Origin of the sequence: Arthrobacter sp. KNU40, from assembly GCF_051515115.1 — a bacterium.
In the GTDB taxonomy this organism is placed as follows: domain Bacteria; phylum Actinomycetota; class Actinomycetes; order Actinomycetales; family Micrococcaceae; genus Arthrobacter.
Genome location: NZ_CP195850.1, coordinates 636,522 through 659,191, shown reverse-complemented (window position 1 = coordinate 659,191; position 22,670 = coordinate 636,522). Strand labels below are relative to the sequence as shown.

The 22,670-nt window shown below is 62.0% G+C and carries 10 protein-coding genes, 3 rRNA genes and 1 pseudogene; 3 read left to right on the top strand and 11 right to left on the bottom strand.

Features of this window, described 5'->3' with window-relative positions:
- Positions 1 to 9: 9 nt before the first annotated feature.
- Positions 10 to 681 carry a GntR family transcriptional regulator gene (locus tag ACSKT0_RS03130; RefSeq protein WP_437772461.1) on the bottom strand — a complete coding sequence of 224 codons (672 nt, stop codon included), beginning with the start codon at positions 679 to 681 and terminating at the stop codon, positions 10 to 12.
- A gap of 173 nt (positions 682 to 854) precedes the next feature.
- Here ACSKT0_RS03130 and ACSKT0_RS03125 point away from each other — a divergent pair, with 173 nt between their 5' ends.
- Both ACSKT0_RS03125 and ACSKT0_RS03120 read left to right on the top strand, forming a co-directional pair.
- Complete coding sequence (locus tag ACSKT0_RS03125) at positions 855 to 1,706, top strand: ABC transporter permease (RefSeq protein WP_437772460.1); 852 nt, start codon at positions 855 to 857, stop codon at positions 1,704 to 1,706.
- Positions 1,703 to 2,929, top strand: a complete 1,227-nt coding sequence (locus ACSKT0_RS03120) for an amidohydrolase family protein (RefSeq protein ID WP_437772459.1) — start codon at positions 1,703 to 1,705, stop codon at positions 2,927 to 2,929. Before ACSKT0_RS03125 ends, ACSKT0_RS03120 begins: the two co-directional genes overlap by 4 nt.
- Positions 2,930 to 3,130: 201 nt before the next feature.
- Here ACSKT0_RS03120 and ACSKT0_RS03115 read toward each other — a convergent pair whose 3' ends face one another.
- The 4 genes and pseudogenes from ACSKT0_RS03115 to ACSKT0_RS03100 all read right to left on the bottom strand — a co-directional run bounded on the left by ACSKT0_RS03115 (position 3,131) and on the right by ACSKT0_RS03100 (position 6,989).
- Positions 3,131 to 4,450 (bottom strand): MFS transporter, encoded by a 1,320-nt coding sequence (locus ACSKT0_RS03115; protein WP_437772458.1) that lies wholly within the window; start codon positions 4,448 to 4,450, stop codon positions 3,131 to 3,133.
- A 132-nt stretch (positions 4,451 to 4,582) separates the two neighbouring features.
- The gene (locus ACSKT0_RS03110) at positions 4,583 to 6,001 is read right to left on the bottom strand and encodes an FAD-binding oxidoreductase (RefSeq protein WP_437773958.1); all 1,419 of its coding nucleotides are present in this window, start codon (positions 5,999 to 6,001) and stop codon (positions 4,583 to 4,585) included.
- A gap of 102 nt (positions 6,002 to 6,103) precedes the next feature.
- Positions 6,104 to 6,349: pseudogene (locus ACSKT0_RS03105) on the bottom strand (GNAT family N-acetyltransferase); the annotation flags it as partial.
- 145 nt (positions 6,350 to 6,494) lie between these two features.
- Entirely contained in the window at positions 6,495 to 6,989 is a 495-nt protein-coding gene (locus ACSKT0_RS03100) for an SRPBCC domain-containing protein (RefSeq protein WP_437772457.1), read from the bottom strand.
- 311 nt (positions 6,990 to 7,300) lie between these two features.
- Between ACSKT0_RS03100 and ACSKT0_RS03095 the strand changes: the two genes are divergently transcribed.
- The gene (locus ACSKT0_RS03095) at positions 7,301 to 8,602 is read left to right on the top strand and encodes an IS256 family transposase (protein ID WP_437772456.1); all 1,302 of its coding nucleotides are present in this window, start codon (positions 7,301 to 7,303) and stop codon (positions 8,600 to 8,602) included.
- Between the two features lie 409 nt (positions 8,603 to 9,011).
- On the opposite strand, the gene rrf is transcribed toward ACSKT0_RS03095, so the two are convergent.
- The 6 genes from rrf to ACSKT0_RS03065 all read right to left on the bottom strand — a co-directional run bounded on the left by rrf (position 9,012) and on the right by ACSKT0_RS03065 (position 22,576).
- Positions 9,012 to 9,128 (bottom strand): 5S ribosomal RNA (rrf, locus tag ACSKT0_RS03090).
- A 145-nt stretch (positions 9,129 to 9,273) separates the two neighbouring features.
- Positions 9,274 to 12,411, bottom strand: a 23S ribosomal RNA gene (locus ACSKT0_RS03085).
- Between the two features lie 580 nt (positions 12,412 to 12,991).
- A 16S ribosomal RNA gene (locus ACSKT0_RS03080) occupies positions 12,992 to 14,514 on the bottom strand.
- The 16S, 23S and 5S rRNA genes sit together here, the layout of an rRNA operon.
- A 493-nt stretch (positions 14,515 to 15,007) precedes the next feature.
- Positions 15,008 to 18,694 (bottom strand): 1,4-alpha-glucan branching enzyme, encoded by a 3,687-nt coding sequence (locus ACSKT0_RS03075; RefSeq protein ID WP_437772455.1) that lies wholly within the window; start codon positions 18,692 to 18,694, stop codon positions 15,008 to 15,010.
- Between the two features lies 1 nt (position 18,695).
- Positions 18,696 to 20,492, bottom strand: coding sequence for a maltose alpha-D-glucosyltransferase (gene treS, locus ACSKT0_RS03070; protein WP_437772454.1), 1,797 nt, complete (start codon positions 20,490 to 20,492; stop codon positions 18,696 to 18,698).
- A 5-nt stretch (positions 20,493 to 20,497) separates the two neighbouring features.
- The gene (locus ACSKT0_RS03065; protein ID WP_437772453.1) at positions 20,498 to 22,576 is read right to left on the bottom strand and encodes an alpha-1,4-glucan--maltose-1-phosphate maltosyltransferase; all 2,079 of its coding nucleotides are present in this window, start codon (positions 22,574 to 22,576) and stop codon (positions 20,498 to 20,500) included.
- Positions 22,577 to 22,670: the final 94 nt, after the last annotated feature.

Sequence of the window (22,670 nt, the reverse complement as noted above, 5' to 3'; positions counted from 1 at the left end):
CGCTGAGGTTCAGGGCTCCAACGTCTGCGAGAGTCCCCTAAGCACCGGTTCACGCCCGAGCTCGATGTGGGAGTACGCCAGGGTGTAGGCGAGATCGGCCTTGCCGCCGAGGATGGCGTTGCACAGTTCCATGTGCTCGTCGCGCTGGAGTTCGTTGCTGCGGTTGTGCGCGAGCCCGAAGATCCAGCGCATGCGGCCGAACAACGGTTTGACCGATTCGATCAGCAGCCGATTGCCGGACAGCCGCACGATTTCGGCGTGGAACGCCGCACTGAGGCGCACGACGTCATCGGTCCGGTCGTCGTCGATCGCTTGCCTTGTGTCGTCGAGGAGTTCCTGCAGGCGGCCGCCCGGTTCGCCCGCCGCGACGCGGACGGCCGCCATGCGGGCCGCGAACGTTTCCAGGCAGAGCCGTACGTCGAAGAGTTCATTGACGTCGGTGAGCGTCAATTGGCGCACCACTGCGCCCCGGCGAGGGAAGGTTTCCACGAAGCCATCCCGCTCGAGGCGTTGGATGGCTTCCCGCACGGGGATCCGTGAAACGTTGTAGAGCTCGGAGAGCTCCCGTTCGCGCAGCCGCGCGCCCTGTTCGTATCTCCCCGCCACAATTCCCTCAAGAACCAGCTGGTAGACCTGTTCGGCCAGGGCTTCGTCGTCGCGGGTTGTCAACGTTTCGGGCATCGGCTTCGGCCACCCTTCCCTTCCCCATCGTCTTGCGTTCCACCCGAGCATACACGGACGGAAAGAGAGCTTTTTGGTATTCCAGATAGTGCGATATTTGTGATTTACATCCCATCAAACCTGCTCTAGTCTATTTTTGGTATACAAAAAATCCGGAGTCCGCTCCTTGGATCATGAATCGAGCACCCCCGTTGACCCAGCTACAGTCCACCGTCGAAGCTACGGCTGCGAGTCCATCCCCCAGTACGGCCCCGAATAGACCCACCGCCGAGGCGCGATCGCTTCTGGCCACCGCGTGGTTGCGGATCCGTCGCAGCAAGATCGCCTTGTTGAGCCTCTGCGTGGTGGTGGCCATCATGTTGTTCGCCATCCTCGGCCCGCTGCTCAGTGCCATGTCAGGCAACGATCCGTTCACGTCCAACACCAGCCCCGACGTCTTGGACGACCTCCAGACTCCCGGGCTGCCGCTCCCGGGATACATGTACCCCTCGGCCAGCCACTGGCTGGGCGTGGAACCCGGACTGGGCCGTGACCTGTTTGCACGGCTCGCCTCAGCCGCGGGCTACTTCGGCGGCAAGACGGACGCCATCATCAGCCGGATCATGGATCTCTTCCTTGCCTTCCCGCACCTCCTGCTGATCCTTTCGCTGACACCCATCCTGCAGTCACGGTTGCGCGACACCCCGCTGGGCCAAGGCAGCTTCCTTCCCATGGCTTCGCTCGTGATCATTCTGGGCTTCTTCGGCTGGGCATACCTCGCCCGCATCGTGCGCGGCCAGCTGCTGAGCCTCCGCGAGCGCGAGTTCGGGGAGATCTGCCCTCGCCGGCAAACCCACCCAGCGGTTGCGTCTTCCGCACCCGGTGTCCGTTGTTCGGCACCCTGGGCGCGGAACAGCAGCAACGCTGCATTAGCGAAGTCCCGAGACCAGCCAGCGCGGCTGCCCCGGCCTGCCATCACGCAGGTCTGGAATCTGCAGCTCTCGCTGGTGTGCAATAGATCCAACATCAAAGGAGCAATACATTGAACACCCTGATTCGCGCCGTCCGCCCCTGGGGACAAGCATTGAGCGACGTCCTCATCACGGACGGCAAGATCACCGGCGTCGAAGCCCATGACCCGGCGCGAGCGGTTCCTGGCACCACATCCGTCGTCGAGGGCCGCGGCCGCATCCTCGTGCCGTCGTTCTCGGACGTCCATGTGCACCTGGACTCCACCCGCATCGGTCTTCCGTTCCGTGAACACACCGGCGGCCCGGGCGTATGGACCATGATGATGAACGACCGGCAGAACTGGCGCAACGCCGAGATCCCGCTACAGGAACGGGTCAACAACACCCTCGGCCGGATGATCGCTCGCGGCACCACCCGTGTCCGTTCTTATGCCCAGATCGACGTCGATTGCCGCCTCGAGCGTTTCGATGCCGTGATGGCCGCCAAGGAGCAGTTCAAAGGGCAGGCCGACGTCGACATCATCGCGTTCCCGCAGGCCGGCCTCCTCCTTGAGGACGGCACCGTACCCCTCATGGACCAGGCACTCAAGGCCGGCGCCAATGTCATGGGCGGCATCGACCCCTGCAGCCTGGACCGCGACCCCGCCCGCCACCTGGACATCGTCTTCGGACTGGCCGAAAAGTACCAGGTCCCCATTGATATCCACCTCCACGAGCCCGGTGAGCTCGGCGTCTTCAGCACGGACCTGGTCATCGAGCGCACCCGCGCCCTGGGGATGCAGGGCAAGGTCACCATGTCCCACGCGTACCAGCTGGGCAGCGTCTCCGAGGCCACCACGCGCCGCCTCATCGAAGAGTTCGCCGAGCTGGACATCTCCATGGCGTCCGTGGCGCCGGGCTCCGCCGGAGTGGCGGGCCAGCTTCCCATCCCGCTGCTCGCCGAAGCCGGCGTCCGGATGGGCTTGGGCGAGGACGGCCAGCGCGACTACTGGTCCCCCTACGGCAACACCGACATGCTCGACCGCACTTGGCAGCTCGCTTTCACCCACGGCTTCCGCAAGGACGAGCTCATCGAGCACTGCCTCGCGATCGCCACGGTAGGCGGCGCCAGCATCCTTGACCCGTCCGCCACCCGCCTGAAGGGCACGGCACACCGCCCCGGCGTCGAGGTCGGCGACCCCGCCGAACTCCTGCTGCTCGACGGCGAAACGGTCGCCTCCGCCGTCATGGACCGCGGCACCGACCGCACTGTCATCCACCGCGGAAAGGTCGTGGCAGAGCAGCTCGAGCTCGTCTAATTTCCGCACAAAAAAGTGGCCGGTCCCTCGTGCGAGGGACCGGCTCTTTGTTTAAGGCTTAGCGCCCGACGACGGCGCCAGCGTCTGCCCAACTAACTAGCATTTGTTGTCGTTATGGGGGCTCATAACGACAACTACTGCTAGTCAGATGGGCCGAGTGGGAGGCCCGTGCGTGATTTGGTTTGCGCCCTGCCCCCCTGGCTAGCGCCCGACGGCGGCGGGCTCGCCAAGGTGCTCCATCTCGGCGGCTGCCACCGAGACGGCGGGCCCGCGCACGGCGAGGAAACCGGCCACCGCGAGCAGCACCGCTTCCGCGGCCAAGACCCAGAAGGGAACGTCCCAGCCTCCGGACCACTCATGCAGGAATCCCGCCCCCAACGGCCCCAGGGAGGCCAGCGCGAAGCCCCAGCCCTGGCTCATGGCGGATAGGCTGCCGGCGCTCTCTGCCCCTGCCGAGCGGATGACCACCAACGCCATTCCCAGCCCGAAGCCGGCGCTCTGGGCGATTCCCAACAGGCCGACCATGAGGAACTGCAAAGCTACGGGCGCCGTCAGGACTCCTATCAAAGCCGCCGCGACAAGAAGTCCGAGGCCAGGAGCCATGACCTTCAGAACCGCGCGACGCCCAGCGAGAACGGGAGCCAGCAGGCTAGCGGGCAGCCCTGCGACGCTGAACCACGCCAGGAGCCCTGCCGCGTCGGCCGCCGTCTGGCCCTTCGACACCAGGAACACCGCGAGCCACGAGGTAACGGCGAAATACAGCATGGCTTGCAGCCCGAAGAATGCGGTCACGGTCCAGGCCGTCCGTTGCTTCCGCAGCGGGATGGTGCCGGCTTCCCGCGTGGCGACGTCCGCCGTCGTCGTCTCCTGTAGGCCAGCGCCCGACGCCGCTCCGCCGGTCTCGCCGGTCTCGCCGGTCCCGTCGGGACGCCGGGCTGTTTGACCGGCGCGGTGGATCAGCGCGGCCCCTAGCAAGGCGGGGACGGCCCAGACGGCCAGTGCCCCGGCGAGGCTTCCGCCGAGCGTTTGCTGCAGCGGCTGGACGAGCCCGGCGCCGAGCGCCGCCCCCAGCCCGAAGCCCATGGTGCACAGCCCCGTCCACCATCCCGTACCGCGGTTTGCTTTGACGATCTGTGGCGCCAGCACGCTGGCAGTCATGATGGATGCTCCTGCCAGGAAGGTTCCGGGCAGCAACAGTCCGGGCACGAGTACGCGGACAAGCAGCGCGGCGGCCAATGTCAGGAGTGCCGCCGCAACGGCCCTGCCAGTCCCCAGGCGACGGGCCAGCCATGGACCGCAAGGAGCCGAGACGCCGAACGCAAGTACAGGCAAGGCTCCAAGCAGCGGCAGTAAATGCGCGTCGAGTCCGAACCCTGCCTGCAGTTGCCCCATGGTGCCGGCGATGGTCGTAATGGCAGGACGGAGGTTGATGGAGACAAGCGCCAGGGCAACGAGTACCCACGCGGTCCTCCGACCGGCCTTGGCGGAAGTACCGCGGCGCGGCGGCTGTGCTTGTCCCATTGATTGCCTCCCTGGCCCCAATTTGGTATACCAAATAAGATTAGGGGCATCCTTGGGCAAAGTAAACTGCGATGAAAATAGCAGATATGTGTGACGCGAGATCTTGGCGATCAGATTTGGAATACCAACGGCTTAGATGGCCTTGCCAGGGTTGAGGATTCCGGCTGGGTCGAAAAGCTCCTTGATGCGATGCTGCAACTCGCGGATGGGCCCGGGCTGCTCAAGGCCGAGCCAGCGGAGCTTGTACTGCCCCACCCCGTGCTCGCCCGTGATGGTTCCGCCCATCGCCAGCGCGGCATCGATGGAGTCGTCGAGGGCCTTGTTGAGTCGGGTCATGGCGTCCGCGTCCACTTCCATGTCCACCCGGTCCACCCAGAAGGTGGGGTGCAGGTTGCCGTCGCCGGCGTGGGCCACCACCTTGAGCCGGACATCGTGGGTAATGGCCATGGCCTCGAGCGCGGCCACGTAGTCGACAAGCCGTGACCTCGGAACGGCGACGTCCTCGCCTACCCGGTATTCGTTGTCCACTTCGTCGCCTCGACTCGACCGCCGCATCTCAATGAGCCTCTCGGCTTCCGCATTCGATTCCGCCGTCACGGCGGCGCCGCCGGCAGCGAGCACTTCCCGCACCAGCGCTGCCTCGGCGGCAGCTCCGAAACCGTCTGTCTGGATCAGCAGCAGCGCCTGTCCACGTTCTCCGAGGTCCGAACCGTACAGTTCGTCGAGCTGGGCCAGCGTTCCGGCGTCGAGCATTTCCATGATGGCAGGCTGGACGCGTGCCCTTCCGACAGCCAGGACGCCGGCCGCGGCACCGCGGAAGTCCGGATAGAAGGCCGCCACGGTCTGTACCTCGCGGGGCAGGTAGCGCAGGCGCACCGTCACGCCCACCACGATCCCGAGGGTGCCCTCCGAGCCCACAAACAACGCCGTGAGATCGTATCCGGCCACACCTTTGAAGGTCTGGTGCCCTGTGTGGATCAGCGAGCCGTCGGCCATGACGACGTCGAGCGCCAGCACAGAGTCCCTGGTCACGCCGTATTTGGCACAACGCAAGCCGCCGGCGTTCGTGGCCACATTGCCGCCGATCGTGGACATTTTGTAGCTCGCGGGATCCGGCGCGTACATCAGGCCGTGTTCACCCGCTGCCGCGTTGAGGTCAGCGTTCACCACGCCAGGTTCGACGACGGCGGTCTCATCATCCGCGTTGAGCTGCAGGATGCGGTTCATGCGTTCCAGGCTGAGTACGATGCACCCCTGGCTGGCATGGGCGCCGCCGGAAACCCCGGTGCCGGCGCCGCGGGCAACAATCGGAACCCCGTGCTTGGCGCAACTGCGCACCGCATGCTGCACGTCTTCAACGCATTCGGCGAACACCACAGCCAGGGGCAGCTGCAAGTCCAAGACTGGTCCCAGGTCTGCCGCATAGCTCGTGCGTGTGTCTTCGTCGACGGCGATTTGCCCTGGAGCAAGGGCGACCGCTAGCTCATCGATGAACTCGTGAGGGCCTTTGCTCTGCTGGATCTGCCCAGAGTGCGGAATCCGCCGGGCCATGACGATCTCCAACCTCGCTTTGTCCTGCGGATACGGCCGGCTTGCACCGGTGTATTCAAATCCATGCCGCTCATAGAACGCCTTCGCGCGGGCGTTATCCTCGTGGACCCCCAGTTCTATCACGCCGGCTCCAAGCTCCGCGCCTGCTACTGCGCAAGCTTCATCAAGCAACTGGTCGGCCAGGCCCAAGCCTCTGTGTTCAGGTGCAACGTAGACGCTGATCAACATAGCTTGTAGAGCCTGGGAAGGATCCTGCGGCTGCTTGACGACCACGCGCATGAGTCCACTGATCCGGCTACCGTCAGTACCGTCATCCGCCACGAGGGTGATGCTCGAGTCGCTCGACATCGTTGCTGCGCGCTCTTGCCATTGAGTGTCAGTCTGGCGCCGAGCGGCCGCGAGGCTCTCGACGTAGGCCATCGGGGTGTCCGACAGCATCTCCAACCGAACGTCGCGAAGCAACCGCCAGTCAGCCGCTTGCAGCCGACGGATTCTATTCACTGCCGCCGCCCATGAACCGGACATAGCGATCAAGAACTCCCGGCCAGTCAGCCGCGTAGTCTGCACGGGTCTGCGCTGGGTGTTCGGCGCCTTCCCAGCCGTCGTGCACCAGGCGAACTTCAGTGCCTCCGTCAACAGCCCGGAAGGCGACTCGAAGTTCCGTAGACCACATCGCGGTACGCCCCGGATACCAGCTCGCATGGAAGGACAACGGCGGCTGCCAATCGTCGATCGTGCCCCAGATCGAGGTACGTCCGTCATCAGCTGTCTCCAGGATCAAATTCTCCTCGAACTCAACGTGCGAACCCGCCCCGTAGACGCTGTGGTCCTCCATCGGCCACCAAAGATGCGGGTGATCAGTGAAGCCCTTGAAAGCATGCGCCACCGGCGAAGGCACGACGACGGTGCACACTACCGGGTCCAGCTCACCGGATTGCTCCGGCTGGGGTTCGGAGTCCGGCGCGAGGTGACTAAAGAGGCTCTCCATGTGCACCAACTTTACCGCCCAGCGACCCCCGCGACTCCGGGCGCGACGCGCTCCCCGCAAACGCCCGCTCACATATAACCGGTTCTGACCGGACGCCGGCTCACATATGCCGGGTCCCGGCCGGACGCCGGCTCACATATGCCGGGTCCCGGCCGGACGCCGGCTCATTTCTGCTGGGGGTGGGTGGGGGCAGGGGGGCCGCGGTCCGCCTCAAGGGTGAGCGGGGGTGTGGCCCCGAGGGAGTGTCGGAATAACGGTGGATCCGGGGTTGGCCTGACACGCCGGGCTTTGCCTGGCGGGGAGGACTGATCATGAGCGAGACCATGGGTCCCATGGCGACTGAGGTGGATCAGCAAGAGTTGGCGCAGCAGCTCCTGTCCCAGGCCAAGGAACAGGGGTTGGAGCTTGTCGGCCCAGGCGGGCTGTTGAACAAACTGACCAAGAACGTCCTGGAGACCGCTCTGGAAGCGGAAATGGACGAGCATCTGGGATACGGGAAGCACGAGGTGGCAGGTCGCGGGAGCGGGAACTCACGCAACGGCACCCGTACCAAAACCGTGCTGACCGAGATCGGACCGGTGGAAATCGACGTGCCCAGAGACACCGGTTCCACGTTCGATCCCCAGACGGTGAAGAAGCGACAGCGCCGGCTGACCGGTGTGGACGAAATCGTGTTGTCCTTGAGCGCGAAAGGTCTTACAACCGGGGAGATCGCCGCCCACTTCGCTGACGTGTTCGGCGCGAAGGTTTCCAAGGACACCATCTCCAGGATCACCGAGAAGATCGTCGGGGAAATGAGCGAATGGCAGAACCGGCCCCTGGACCGGGTGCTCCCGGCGATGTTCATCGACGCCATCCATGTCAAAGTCCGCGATGGGCAGGTCACCAACCGGCCCATCTATGTCGCTATCGGTGTCACGACCAACGGCGAACGGGACATCCTGGGGCTGTGGGCCGGTGACGGCGGGGAAGGAGCGAAGTTCTGGCTCGCGGTACTGACCGAGATCAAGAACCGGGGCGTGGAAGATGTCTGCATCATCGTCTGCGACGGCCTGAAGGGTCTGCCGGAAGCAATCAATACCGTCTGGCCTCTGGCCGTGGTCCAGACCTGCATCGTGCATCTGGTGCGGAACACCTTCCGCTACGCCTCAAGGAAAAGCTGGACCGAAATGGCCCGGGACCTCCGCCCGGTCTACACGGCACCGTCCGAGACCGCGGCCAAGGAACGCCTCGGAGAGTTCGCCGGTAAATGGGGCAAGCAGTACCCGGCGATCATCCGACTGTGGGACAACGCCTGGAGCGAGTTCGTCCCATTCCTGGATTACGACGTGGAGATCCGGCGGGTCATCTGCAGCACGAACGCCATCGAATCCCTCAACGCCCGCTACCGTCGCGCGGTCAGGGCCCGGGGACACTTCCCAACCATCCCGGCCGCCCTGAAATGCCTCTACCTGGCCACCCGGGCACTGGACCCCACCGGGCGAAGCAGAGCACGATGGATTGCACGATGGAAACCGGCCCTGAATGCCTTCGCCATCAGCTTCGAAGGAAAACGGACACTCCCGGCCCCGACCCTGTTATGTGAGCCGGGGTTGGTGGAAACCGGGTCATAGGTGAGCAGGCGTTCGTGGAAACCGGCCCATAGGTGAGCAGGCGTTCGTGGAAACCGGCCCATAGGTGAGCAGGCGTTCGTGGAAACCGGCCCATAGGTGAGCCGGGGTTCGTGGAAACCGGCCCATAGGTGAGCCGGGGTTAGTGGGAACCGGCCCATAGGTGAGCCGGGGTTAGTGGGAACCGGCCCATAGGTGAGCGGGGGTTTGGGGATTTCCCGCCCATAGGTGAGCCGGGGTTGGTGGGAACCGGGTGATAGGTGAGCGGGGGTTTGATATCCCAAACCCCCGCTCTCCTATGTGTCCCCGTTCGGAAACCCCCGCTCACGTCAGCCGGGCCGGGGTTAAATCCGGGGGTGGTTAAATGGGTCAGGCCCCGACACGTGGTGTCGGGGCCTGGCCGTTAATGGTTGTCCGGCGGTGTCCTACTCTCCCACACCCTCCCGGGTGCAGTACCATCGGCGCTGTGGGTCTTAGCTTCCGGGTTCGGAATGGGACCGGGCGTTTCCCCCACGCTATGACCGCCGTAACCCTGTTACCCGTCCCCGCAGGTGCGGGGTGGGAAGATACGTGGTTACAACATTGTGGTGTTGTTGTTCAGTTGTTTGGTTCCTGGAGCAACGGGTTTGTTGTTCGGGAACCACATAGTGGACGCAAGCAGTGATCGTGTTTGTGTGGTGTAAGTTGTCGGCCTATTAGTACCGGTCAGCTTCAACAGTCTTTAGTCCTGTCTTCCACATCCGGCCTATCAACCCAGTGGTCTGGCTGGGGGCCTCTCACACACGAGGTGCATGGAAATCTCATCTTGAAGCGAGCTTCCCGCTTAGATGCTTTCAGCGGTTATCCCATCCGAACGTAGCTAATCAGCGGTGCACTTGGCAGTACAACTGACACACCAGAGGTTCGTCCGTCCCGGTCCTCTCGTACTAAGGACAGCCCTTCTCAAATTTCCTGCGCGCGCAGCGGATAGGGACCGAACTGTCTCACGACGTTCTAAACCCAGCTCGCGTACCGCTTTAATGGGCGAACAGCCCAACCCTTGGGACCTACTCCAGCCCCAGGATGCGACGAGCCGACATCGAGGTGCCAAACCATGCCGTCGATATGGACTCTTGGGCAAGATCAGCCTGTTATCCCCGAGGTACCTTTTATCCGTTGAGCGACGGCCATTCCACAATGTACCGCCGGATCACTAGTCCCGACTTTCGTCCCTGCTTGAGATGTCTCTCTCACAGTCAAGCTCCCTTGTGCACTTACACTCGACACCTGATTGCCAACCAGGCTGAGGGAACCTTTGGGCGCCTCCGTTACTTTTTAGGAGGCAACCGCCCCAGTTAAACTACCCATCAGGCACTGTCCCTGACCCGGATCACGGGCCGAAGTTAGATGTCCAAAGTGACCAGAGTGGTATTTCAACGATGACTCCACCCGAACTGGCGTCCGGGCTTCAACGTCTCCCACCTATCCTACACAAGCCACTCCGAACACCAATACCAAACTATAGTAAAGGTCTCGGGGTCTTTCCGTCCTGCTGCGCGTAACGAGCATCTTTACTCGTACTGCAATTTCGCCGAGTTTATGGTTGAGACAGCGGGGAAGTCGTTACTCCATTCGTGCAGGTCGGAACTTACCCGACAAGGAATTTCGCTACCTTAGGATGGTTATAGTTACCACCGCCGTTTACTGGGGCTTAAATTCTCAGCTTCGCCTTGCGGCTAACCGGTCCTCTTAACCTTCCAGCACCGGGCAGGAGTCAGTCCGTATACATCGTCTTGCGACTTCGCACGGACCTGTGTTTTTAGTAAACAGTCGCTTCCCCCTGGTCTCTGCGGCCCCGATCCCCTCCCACCAGCAAGTGGTGTTCAAGGTTGGGGCCCCCCTTCTCCCGAAGTTACGGGGGCATTTTGCCGAGTTCCTTAACCATAATTCTCTCGATCGCCTTGGTATTCTCTACCTGATCACCTGTGTCGGTTTGGGGTACGGGCGGCTGGAACCTCGCGCCGATGCTTTTCTAGGCAGCATAGGATCACCGGATCCCCCCATGACGGGGGTCCCATCAGATCTCAGGAACGTCATCAAAGACACAGCGACGGATTTGCCTATCGCTGACCCTACATCCTTAGACCGGGGCAACCATCGCCCGGCCCGGCTACCTTCCTGCGTCACACCTGTTAATACGCTTACCTCCCGGGATCAGGTCCCGCGCTCGGCCAAAACCCGCACACCACAAGGGTGATTGGGCAGGCTCCGGGCGGTTAGTATCCCCCGCTTGGCATGGGCGGTCCTTCGCCGGTACGGGAATATCAACCCGTTGTCCATCGACTACGCCTGTCGGCCTCGCCTTAGGTCCCGACTTACCCAGGGCAGATTAGCTTGACCCTGGAACCCTTGATCATTCGGCGGACGGGTTTCTCACCCGTCTTTCGCTACTCATGCCTGCATTCTCACTCGTGTAGGCTCCACCGCTGGTTTACACCGCGACTTCACCGCCCACACGACGCTCCCCTACCACTCCAGACGACTGAACCACGAAGGCTTGTCTACTATCTGAAATCCACAACTTCGGCGGTGTACTTGAGCCCCGCTACATTGTCGGCGCGGAATCACTTGACCAGTGAGCTATTACGCACTCTTTCAAGGATGGCTGCTTCTAAGCCAACCTCCTGGTTGTCTTCGCAACTCCACATCCTTTCCCACTTAGCACACGCTTAGGGGCCTTAGTTGGTGGTCTGGGCTGTTTCCCTCTCGACTATGAAGCTTATCCCCCACAGTCTCACTGCTGCGCTCTCACTTACCGGCATTCGGAGTTTGGCTGACGTCAGTAACCTTGTAGGGCCCATCGGCCATCCAGTAGCTCTACCTCCGGCAAGAAACACGCAACGCTGCACCTAAATGCATTTCGGGGAGAACCAGCTATCACGGAGTTTGATTGGCCTTTCACCCCTACCCACAGCTCATCCCCTCCATTTTCAACTGAAGTGGGTTCGGTCCTCCACGACGTCTTACCGTCGCTTCAACCTGGCCATGGGTAGATCACTCCGCTTCGGGTCTAGATCACGCCACTACACTCGCCCTATTCAGACTCGCTTTCGCTACGGCTACCCCACACGGGTTAACCTCGCGACGTAACACTAACTCGCAGGCTCATTCTTCAAAAGGCACGCCGTCACAACTACAAGGTTGCTCCGACGGATTGTAAGCACACGGTTTCAGGTACTGTTTCACTCCCCTCCCGGGGTACTTTTCACCTTTCCCTCACGGTACTGGTCCGCTATCGGTCATTAGGAAGTATTTAGGCTTATCAGGTGGTCCTGACAGATTCACACGGGATTTCTCGGGCCCCGTGCTACTTGGGATCCTCTCCAGGCGGCACACAACATTACGGTTACGGGGCTAACACCCTCTCCGGCCGGCCTTTCAAGACCGTTCACCTATGTCCATGCTCTCACCCCACCGGTCCGGCAGAACCAGTACGGAAAGTCCCACAACCCCGCCCATGCAACGCCCGCCGGCTATCACACATGGAACGGTTTAGCCTCATCCGCGTTCGCTCGCCACTACTAACGGAATCACTCTTGTTTTCTCTTCCTGCGGGTACTGAGATGTTTCACTTCCCCGCGTTCCCCCCACGCACCCTATGTGTTCAGATGCGGGTCACCAGATCACGCAAGCGCGTCTGGCGGGGTTTCCCCATTCGGACATCCTGGGATCACCGTTCGGTTATCAACTCCCCCAGGCTTATCGCAGATTCCTACGTCCTTCTTCGGCTCCTAATGCCAAGGCATCCACCGTGTGCCCTTAAAAACTTGACCACACAAGATCAAAAAACTTCTCGAGAGAACCACAGAAACCGCCACACCGCACACCCCGAAGGATGCACACCACGGCCGGATCCAGGTTCATAAAAAGAAATTGCTGTATGACACGAACCAAACCCGAAGGCCGGCCCGTATCAGATGCTCGCGTCCACTATGTAGTTCTCAAACAACAACCCCGTACCACACCCCCCCGCACCCGGCCACCCCCGCCACCAAAGACGAAGAACAACCACGAACGCACGAAGACCATGCAGCCAGGAAACCAGAAACACACAAACCCGCACCACGGAAACCACGCAACCCTCACAGGCCACGCACCCCACGCCACGGCCCTGTTGCCTCAGGACCCAACAGTGTGCCAAACACGAAAACCGGCCACCCCCCACCCGCACCGTTCCAAGACACTCAAAGAGCATCCGTACTAGGGGCGGACAAGAACCAACCGGCCGCTATCTGCTGATATTCCACCCATGAGCACCCACCGCAGAACAGACGCCTGCGCAATGGGCTTTGCTTCCACACACCCCCCAACCAACCATGCGGCCGGACAGGGAGCGATAATGGTGCTCCTTAGAAAGGAGGTGATCCAGCCGCACCTTCCGGTACGGCTACCTTGTTACGACTTAGTCCCAATCGCCGGTCCCACCTTCGACGGCTCCCCCCACAAGGGTTAGGCCACCGGCTTCGGGTGTTACCAACTTTCGTGACTTGACGGGCGGTGTGTACAAGGCCCGGGAACGTATTCACCGCAGCGTTGCTGATCTGCGATTACTAGCGACTCCGACTTCATGGGGTCGAGTTGCAGACCCCAATCCGAACTGAGACCGGCTTTTTGGGATTAGCTCCACCTCACAGTATCGCAACCCTTTGTACCGGCCATTGTAGCATGCGTGAAGCCCAAGACATAAGGGGCATGATGATTTGACGTCGTCCCCACCTTCCTCCGAGTTGACCCCGGCAGTCTCCTATGAGTCCCCGCCATCACGCGCTGGCAACATAGAACGAGGGTTGCGCTCGTTGCGGGACTTAACCCAACATCTCACGACACGAGCTGACGACAACCATGCACCACCTGTAAACCGACCGCAAGCGGGGCACCTGTTTCCAGGCGTTACCGGTTCATGTCAAGCCTTGGTAAGGTTCTTCGCGTTGCATCGAATTAATCCGCATGCTCCGCCGCTTGTGCGGGCCCCCGTCAATTCCTTTGAGTTTTAGCCTTGCGGCCGTACTCCCCAGGCGGGGCACTTAATGCGTTAGCTACGGCGCGGAAAACGTGGAATGTCCCCCACACCTAGTGCCCAACGTTTACGGCATGGACTACCAGGGTATCTAATCCTGTTCGCTCCCCATGCTTTCGCTCCTCAGCGTCAGTTAATGCCCAGAGACCTGCCTTCGCCATCGGTGTTCCTCCTGATATCTGCGCATTTCACCGCTACACCAGGAATTCCAGTCTCCCCTACATCACTCTAGTCTGCCCGTACCCACTGCAGAACCGGAGTTGAGCCCCGGTCTTTCACAGCAGACGCGACAAACCGCCTACGAGCTCTTTACGCCCAATAATTCCGGATAACGCTTGCGCCCTACGTATTACCGCGGCTGCTGGCACGTAGTTAGCCGGCGCTTCTTCTGCAGGTACCGTCACTTTCGCTTCTTCCCTACTGAAAGAGGTTTACAACCCGAAGGCCGTCATCCCTCACGCGGCGTCGCTGCATCAGGCTTTCGCCCATTGTGCAATATTCCCCACTGCTGCCTCCCGTAGGAGTCTGGGCCGTGTCTCAGTCCCAGTGTGGCCGGTCACCCTCTCAGGCCGGCTACCCGTCGTCGCCTTGGTAGGCCATTACCCCACCAACAAGCTGATAGGCCGCGAGTCCATCCAAAACCGCAAAAGCTTTCCACCACCACCGCATGCGCGGAGCAGTCGTATCCGGTATTAGACCCAGTTTCCCAGGCTTATCCCAGAGTCAAGGGCAGGTTACTCACGTGTTACTCACCCGTTCGCCACTAATCCCCCCAGCAAGCTGGAGATCATCGTTCGACTTGCATGTGTTAAGCACGCCGCCAGCGTTCATCCTGAGCCAGGATCAAACTCTCCGTTGAAGTAAAACAAAAACAGACACAACCACAACCACCGGAAATAACGGCAGAAGAGCTGCACAAAATTTGAAACCAGCTGTAAAAAACCAGCCCCACGCCACCAAAGCGACACAGAACCAGCCAAAACAACCAATTCATATAAAATAAATCGGTATCAACAAACTTGGCACACTATTGAGTTCTCAAACAACAGACACACCCGGCACCACCCACACCCCACAGGGTCCAGGATCGCTCCGGAGCAACTTTTCAAACTTACCGGCTGCTTGCCTCCTAGTCAAATCGGCGTTCTTGACTTGATCTTCACGAGGAACTCAGTCAACTTCACCGATCTCCACTGGGGAGCAGCGCGGGTACTAACTATACCACCAGTTCTCCGGGGAGGCAAAAGCCCCGCCAGGCGGCCTGCTGCGCTTCAGCGGTCGTCCGCTAGATCCACGCAAAGGGCCCGGAAACTCAAGGCTTCCGGACCCTTCACCTCAGACAAACACAACAACTACCCCACAGGCGTGAACCAAGAAGCTCCGAGCGGCGGCAAGGTGACGGTCAGTGCCGCAGGCAATCCTTCCGCCCCGGGTGCGGTGGCAAGCAGTTCGCCGCTGTTGATCACGCCCGAGCCTCCGTACACCTCGGCGTCAGTATTGAGTACTTCCTGCCATGCGCCGGCGGACGGGACGCCGAGCACATAGTTCTGGTGCGGGCCTCCCGAGAAATTCACGGCGCACACCAGGGGGTTGCCGTCGTTGTCCCACCGGATAAAGGTCAGTACGTTTCGGTCCGCGTCCGCGCCGTTGATCCACTGGAAACCGCCGGGCTCGTTGTCCCGGACATGAAGGGCCGGCGTCGAGCTGTACAGCGTGTTCAACTCGCGGGTGAGCAACTGGAGTCCGCGATGCGCCGGAATGTCGGCAAGGAACCAGTCGAGCCCGTGCTGTTCGGACCATTCGGCCTCTTGGCCGAATTCGGTGCCCATGAAGATGAGCTGCTTGCCCGGGTGCGCCCACTGGTAAGCCATGAACACCCGGAGGTTGGCAAGCTGCTGCCACCGGTCGCCGGGCATCTTGCGCAGCATCGATCCCTTGCCGTGCACTACCTCGTCGTGGCTGATGGGCAACAGGAAGTTCTCCGTGAAGGCGTAGACCATGGAGAAAGTCACCGTACCGTGGTGCCAGCGGCGGTTCACCGGGTTTTCGGAGATGTACTTAAGGGAATCGTGCATCCAGCCCATGTTCCATTTGAGGCCGAACCCCAGGCCGCCATGGTTGGTCGGCGCGGTAACGCCCGGGAACGCCGTAGATTCTTCGGCGATGGTCACTGCCCCGGGGTGGGTCTTGTAGATCGTGGCGTTGACCTCCTGGAGGAAGGAGATGGCTTCCAGGTTCTCGCGTCCACCGTGGACATTGGGGAACCACTCCCCTTCCTCGCGCGAATAGTCCCGGTAGAGCATGGAGGCCACTGCGTCCACCCGGAGCCCGTCGATGTGGAATTCCTCAAGCCAGTACAGGGCGTTCGCGACCAGGAAGTTCCGGACCTCGGTGCGGCCGAAGTCGAAGATGAGCGTGCCCCAGTCCGGGTGCTCACCGAGCCGGGGATCGGAGTGCTCGTACAGCGGTTCGCCGTCGAAGCGGGCGAGGGCCCAGGCGTCCTTCGGGAAGTGCGCGGGGACCCAGTCCAGGATGACGCCGATGCCCGCTTGGTGCAGCGAATCAACGAGGAACCGGAATTCGTCCGGATGCCCGAATCGAGAGGTCGGAGCAAAGTAGGACGTGACTTGGTAGCCCCATGAACCGCCAAAGGGGTGCTCGGCCACTGGCATGAACTCGACGTGGGTGAAGCCAAGCCATTTCACGTAGTCCACGAGGTCCTTGGCCAGCTCTTTGTACCCCAGGCCAAGGCGCCAGGAACCAAGGTGGACTTCGTAGACGCTCATGGGTGAGTTGTGCGGGTCCTTGTTGGCGCGCGCCGTCATCCAGGCGTCGTCCTTGAAACGGTAGCTGGACTCCACCACGCGTGACGCGGTCAAGGGCGGAACTTCGGTGCCGAAGGCCAGCGGATCGGCTTTCTCCACCCAATGGCCGGCCTTCGTCAGCAGCTCGAATTTGTAGCACGCCCCTGCTACAACGCCCGGGATGAAGACTTCCCAGACTCCTGAAGAACCGAGCGAGCGCAAGGCGTGTTCACGCCCGTCCCAAGAGTTGAAGTCGCCCTTGACGCGGACTGCCTGTGCATTTGGCGCCCAGACGGCGAAGGAGACGCCGTCCACATCGCCGAGCGGGGAGCGGTAGTGCTGGACGTGGGAGCCCAATGTGTCCCAGAGCCGTTCGTGCCTGCCTTCGCCGATGAGGTGCAGGTCCACCTCGCCGACGGTTGGAAGGTAGTGGTACGGATCGTTGATCGTCACCGGCGCGGAATCGCCGTACACGACGTCGAGGCGGTAGTCCGGAACGTGGCCGTGCTGCAGCGGTTCGAGGACCGCCACCCAGATCCCGTCGGTCTCGTGGGTCATCGGTACGGAACCGGCTTCGGTGACCACGGTTACTTCCGCCGCGAGGTGCTTGACGGTGCGGATGGTGACGTGACCGTGGTCGTCAAGGTGAGCGCCCAGCACCGAGTGCGGGGCGTGGTGCGCACCGGCGGCCACCCGGCCCAGGGTTGCGGCGTCCACATACAGCGGGACTCGGGGCCGTTCGGTACGTGCTGAGCCTGTCATTTCCTTACCTTCCGATGTCGCCACGGCATCCGTGCCGGGGCTCGTGTTTCCGAGGAGCTGCCGCGAAGCATTGACCGGAATGGGCAACCAGTCCGGCCTGTTCCGCAGCTCGTAGATCACCTCGTACAAGGCCTTGTCCAGCCACAATGCCACAAACAGCGGCGAGCGGCGGTCAATAGTTCCAGGGGTGATGTCGCTGTAGCCTGCCAGGAAAGCCTCGGCGCAGTCGTCAACCCACGTGGCGGGAACCCGGGCGCCCGGGTTCTCGCGGATGGCCGCGCCGGCGGCGTAGTCGAACGACCGCAGCATCCCGACGACGTCCCGCAGGGGAACGTCGGGAATATTACGGTGTTCGATCGGCCTCAGGGGTTCGCCTTCAAAGTCCAGGATCGCCCACCGGGCCGGTTCTCCCGCAGCGCCAGGCACCAAGAGGATCTGGCCCAGGTGAAGGTCCCCGTGAATGCGCTGCAGCGTCCCGGCCTCCTTCCCCGACAGTTGCGTCAGGAGTGCCTCGAGCTGCTGCTCATGGGGCCCGACGGCGGTGCCCGCCTCAGCCCACGACTGGCGGACGCGCCGGGCTACTTCGGGCGCGATGTCCTGGCCCGGGACGCGTTCCCGGACGGTTCCGAGGGTTTCCGCGAGCCGGAGGTGCACGGTGGCGGTCGCCTGGCCCAGTTGCCGGGCTTCGGCTGTAAAGTCGCTGCCCGATGCCGCGGCGTCGACGGCGAGGCGCCAAGCGTCCTGTCCGCCGGCAAGGAATTCGTGGGCAACGGCGAAATCCGCCGAGGCCGTGCCATGGCGACCCAGGGTTGTCCGTACCTCCCACGTTCCCGTAATCCATCCAAGGGTGGACGGCACTTCCTTCGTACCGGCCGAGGTCAAGGCCGCGCCCACCTCCACCTCGGGGTTCTTGCCGACCGACACGACCCGGAAGATCTTCACGATCGCCGCGGACACGCCGTCGTCGACGATCACCGAAGTGTTGGACTGCTCGCCGGAAGAGACTCGCACGGATCCTGAGGCAGAGGGCAGCCGCAGGCTGCCAGGCACGGTATGTCCGCTCGCGGTGCACTCCCCCTCGCCGGGCTCGGCGGACGCCTGACCCCGGATGAGATCGAGCCATACCGTCACAAAGTCAGGATCGTGGGGCGCGTCGTATACCCAGATAGCCGGATCCTGCTCGCTTGTTCCACCGATCTGGCCCACCAAGGCAGGTGCCAAAGCGGCCGAGGGCGCGGAACGAAAGCTAAGCGGTACTTGGATGATGTCGGTCTGCCTCCCGCCGTCGGCCGTTGCGTAAGCGACGGACAATAGCTGGACCTCCGAGCCTGTGCCAAAGGCGGGCGCGGAAAGGACGAACGAACCGACGAAATCCAGTTCGAATAACCCTGCCTTGACCGGAAACCAGCGCTGCCGGGGCAGCCATTCCTTGAGCAGGGAGGCCAGAACCGTGGTGGGCGCCATGAGACTCATCTCAGCCTTCGATGGAGAGCACTGGGATGGCCTGGGTGTACGGCGAGGAGGCGGTGGAACCCGCCGAACGTATCCGAAGCCAGAAGAAGTCGTGGCTGCCGAGCGTGAGGGTCAGGGAGCCATCGGCGCCGATTCCCGGGAACGGTTGGCCTCCGAACACATCCCTCAAGCCTCTTCCGGCATATTCAGGGATATCCAGAGTGGTAGCAACCGGATGCTGAGACAGGTTGAAAACGCACAGGATCGATTCGGCGTCCTCGCCTTCCGGATTGTCCTCCCGGAGTTCGCGCAAATAGGCAAGGACCACTTCATGGTCTGCCGGAACGTTCCGGTAGCCGCCTAGCCCGAAGGCCGCGTGGTTCCTCCGGACACTCAGGATCTGCCGTGTCCAGCGCAGGAGCGATCCGGAATGGGCCGCTTCGGCCTCGACGTTCGCCATGCTGTAGTTGTAGACCAGCGACTGGATGACGGGCAGGTACAGCTTTCCGGGGTCGGCGTTGGAGAACCCTGCGTTGCGGTCCGGGTTCCATTGCATGGGCGTGCGGACGGCGTCGCGGTCGTCAAGCCAGATGTTGTCTCCCATCCCGATTTCATCCCCGTAGTACAAGAAGGGGCTGCCCGGAAGGGAAAGCAGCAACGCGTTGATCAGTTCGATCTCGGAGCGGGAATTGTCCAGCAGCGAGGCAAGCCTGCGCCGGATCCCGATGTTGGCGCGCATCCGCGGGTCCGGGGCGTACCAGCCCAGCATGGCGGCACGTTCGTCGGAGGTGACCATCTCCAGGGTGAGTTCGTCGTGGTTGCGCAGGAAGGTGCCCCATTGGGCGCCGGCCGGGATTCCCGGGGTGTCCCGCAGCGTCTCGATGATGGGGGCAGCCTTCTGGTCACGGAGCGCATAGTACAGGCGCGGCATGATGGGAAAGTGGAAGGCCATGTGGCATTCCGGTTCTTCCTCCGTGCCAAAGTACTCGACGACGTCGTGCGGCGGTTGGTTGGCTTCGGCGATGATCACACGCCCCGGGTAGTTCTCGTCCACCATCTTCCGAAGGTCCCGCAGGAAACCGTGGGTCGCCGGCAGGTTTTCGCAATTGGTGCCCTCTTCCTCGAAGAGGTACGGGATGGCATCTGCCCGGAATCCGTCAATGCCTTGGTCCAGCCAGAACCTGACGACGTCGTGCAGGGCCTCGACGACCTTGGGGTTTTCGAAGTTCAGGTCGGGCTGGTGGCTGAAGAAGCGGTGCCAGAAGAACTGCCGGCGGATCGGATCGAACGTCCAGTTCGACTCTTCCGTGTCCACGAAGATGATGCGCGCGTCCTGGTACTTCTCGTCGGTGTCACTCCACACGTAGAAGTCCCCGAACGGACCATCCGGATTCTTACGTGACTCCTGGAACCAAGGGTGTTGGTCCGAGGTGTGGTTCAGCGGGAGGTCAATGATGACCCTGACGCCCCTCGCGTGGGCTTCGGCCACGAGCCGCTTGAAGTCGCTGATGGTGCCGAACTCGTCCAACACGGATGTGTAATCGGAAATGTCGTAACCACCGTCGCGCAAAGGCGAATCGAAGAACGGCGGCAGCCACAAACAATCCACCCCGAGCCACTGCAGATAATCCAACTTGTCGATCAGTCCGTGGAAGTCACCGGAACCATCGCCATTCGCGTCCGCGAAGGCCCTCACCAGAACCTCGTAGAAAACAGCCTTTCGATACCAATGAGGGTCATGTTGAAGACCCGGGGCGTTCAGCTCGAAAGTGTTCTTCGGCGTGAAGTACTGATTTTGACCCTGCGGATTAAAGCTCACTAAGGCTACCTCCGGATATTGAGAATGTGTGCCGGTTCTTGATGGGCGTCCAGTCGGACGTAGTTGTACTCGCCCCACTCCCAGCTTTCGCCGCTGACCAAATCATCCACCCAGAATCGTCCGTTGGCGGTGAAGTCGGATGGATCCAGCGAAAGAGCCGAGAGATCCAGGGTCACGGTGCTTTCCCTGATGCCGTGGGGATCGACGTTGACCACGATGATCAAGGTGTCCTTGCTGCCGTCAGGCAAGGTCTTGTGCTTGGAGAACACGATGGTGGCGTCGTCAGTGCTGTGGTGCAAAGTCAGGTTCTGCAGGTCGCCCAGGGCGGGGTGGGCCTTCCTGATGGCGTTGAGCCGCGTGATGTACGGGGCGAGGCTGTGCCCGGAAGCGGCCGCGGCATCCCAGTTGCGGTCCTTGAACTCATATTTCTCGTTGTCGATGTACTCTTCGGCACCGGGACGCGCCACATGCTCGTACAGCTCGAATCCGGCGTACACGCCCCAGAGCGGGCTGGCCGTCGCCGCCAAAGCGGCGCGGATGCGGAACGCGGCCGGACCGCCGTATTGGAGGTATTCGGTGAGGATATCCGGGGTATTGACGAAGAAATTGGGTCGGAAATACGCCGGGGATTCGTGGCTGACCTCCTGGAAATACGATTCCAGTTCGGTCTTGGTGTTCCGCCACGTGAAGTACGTGTACGACTGTTGGAAACCTGCCCGGCCGAGAGCGTGCATCATCGCGGGGCGGGTGAACGCCTCGGCGAGGAAAACGACGTCGGGGTACTTTTTGTTGACCTTGCCGATCAGCCATTCCCAGAACCACACCGGTTTGGTATGGGGGTTGTCCACGCGGAAAATCTTCACGCCGTGGCTCACCCAGAGGAAGACAATGCGCAGGATTTCCTTGGAGAGTCCAGCGGGATCGTTGTCGAAGTTCAGCGGGTAAATGTCCTGGTACTTCTTGGGCGGGTTTTCGGCATAGGCGATGCTGCCGTCAACCCGAGTGGTAAACCATTCCGGATTGGTCTTCACCCAGGGGTGGTCCGGGGCGGCCTGCAGCGCCAAGTCCAGAGCGACCTCGAGGCCCAGCTCATTGGCGCGGGCCACAAACCCGTCGAAATCCTCGAACGAGCCCAATTCTGGGTGGATGGCGTCGTGGCCGCCGGCTTCGGAGCCGATGGCCCACGGCGAGCCCGGATCCTGCGGACCCGGGGTCAAGGTGTTGTTGCGTCCCTTGCGGTGCTGGAAACCAATCGGGTGGATAGGCGGCAGATAGATGACGTCGAAGCCCATGTCCGCAACGGCGTCGAGCCTTTTGGCCGCCGTCGTGAAGTTGCCTGAAGTCCACGTTCCCGTGGTGGGATCGAAAACGGCACCTTCGGAGCGGGGAAAGAATTCGTACCAGGCCCCGCGGCCGGCGAGGTCACGCTCCACGAGGAGCGGGTATTGTTCCGAGACGGTCACGAGTTCACGGATCGGCTGGCGCTCGACGACGGCCACGACCTCTTCGCTGAAGCCGGCGGCAAGGCGCTCCTCGTCAGTCTTCGAAGTATCGGCGAGGCCTTCCGAGGCAGCGCGAAGGATTCGCTTGTCCGCCGCGCTTCGGGCGCTTTCGCCTGCCGCTTCGGCGAGCAGCGCGACACCCTCGGCGAGCATGAGCTCCACATCGATGCCGGCCTCGACCTTCACTTCCGCGTTGTGATGCCACGTGCCATAGCGGTCGTGCCAGGCTTCGATTGCGAAGGTCCAGGCTCCGGGCGTCGTCGGAGTCAGCAGGCCCTCCCAGCGGTCCGTTCCCTTGCCACGCTCACCCGGGGCCGGGGCGAGCCGGACACGTTGGCGTTCTTTGCCTTTGGGGTCCAGCAGGACGGCGCTCACCCCCAGCTGGTCGTGGCCCTCACGGAAGACCGTGGCGCCAACCACCAAATCTTCACCAGGCAAGGCCTTGGCCGGGAACCGGCCTTCCTCGATCACGGGCTGCACGGCCGTGATGGGGAATCTGCCGAATCTAAGACCTTCGGTGATACCGGCCTTCTGCTTGGACTTGGACGCTGAGCTGGATCGCGGTGCTGCAGTAGTGGTCACAACCTCGACGTTAGCGAGAAAAATCACATTTTGCGAAGAGGTACCCCAGACTCTTCCGCGCAATGTGTCATTTACCTAAAAGAAACCGAAAGCT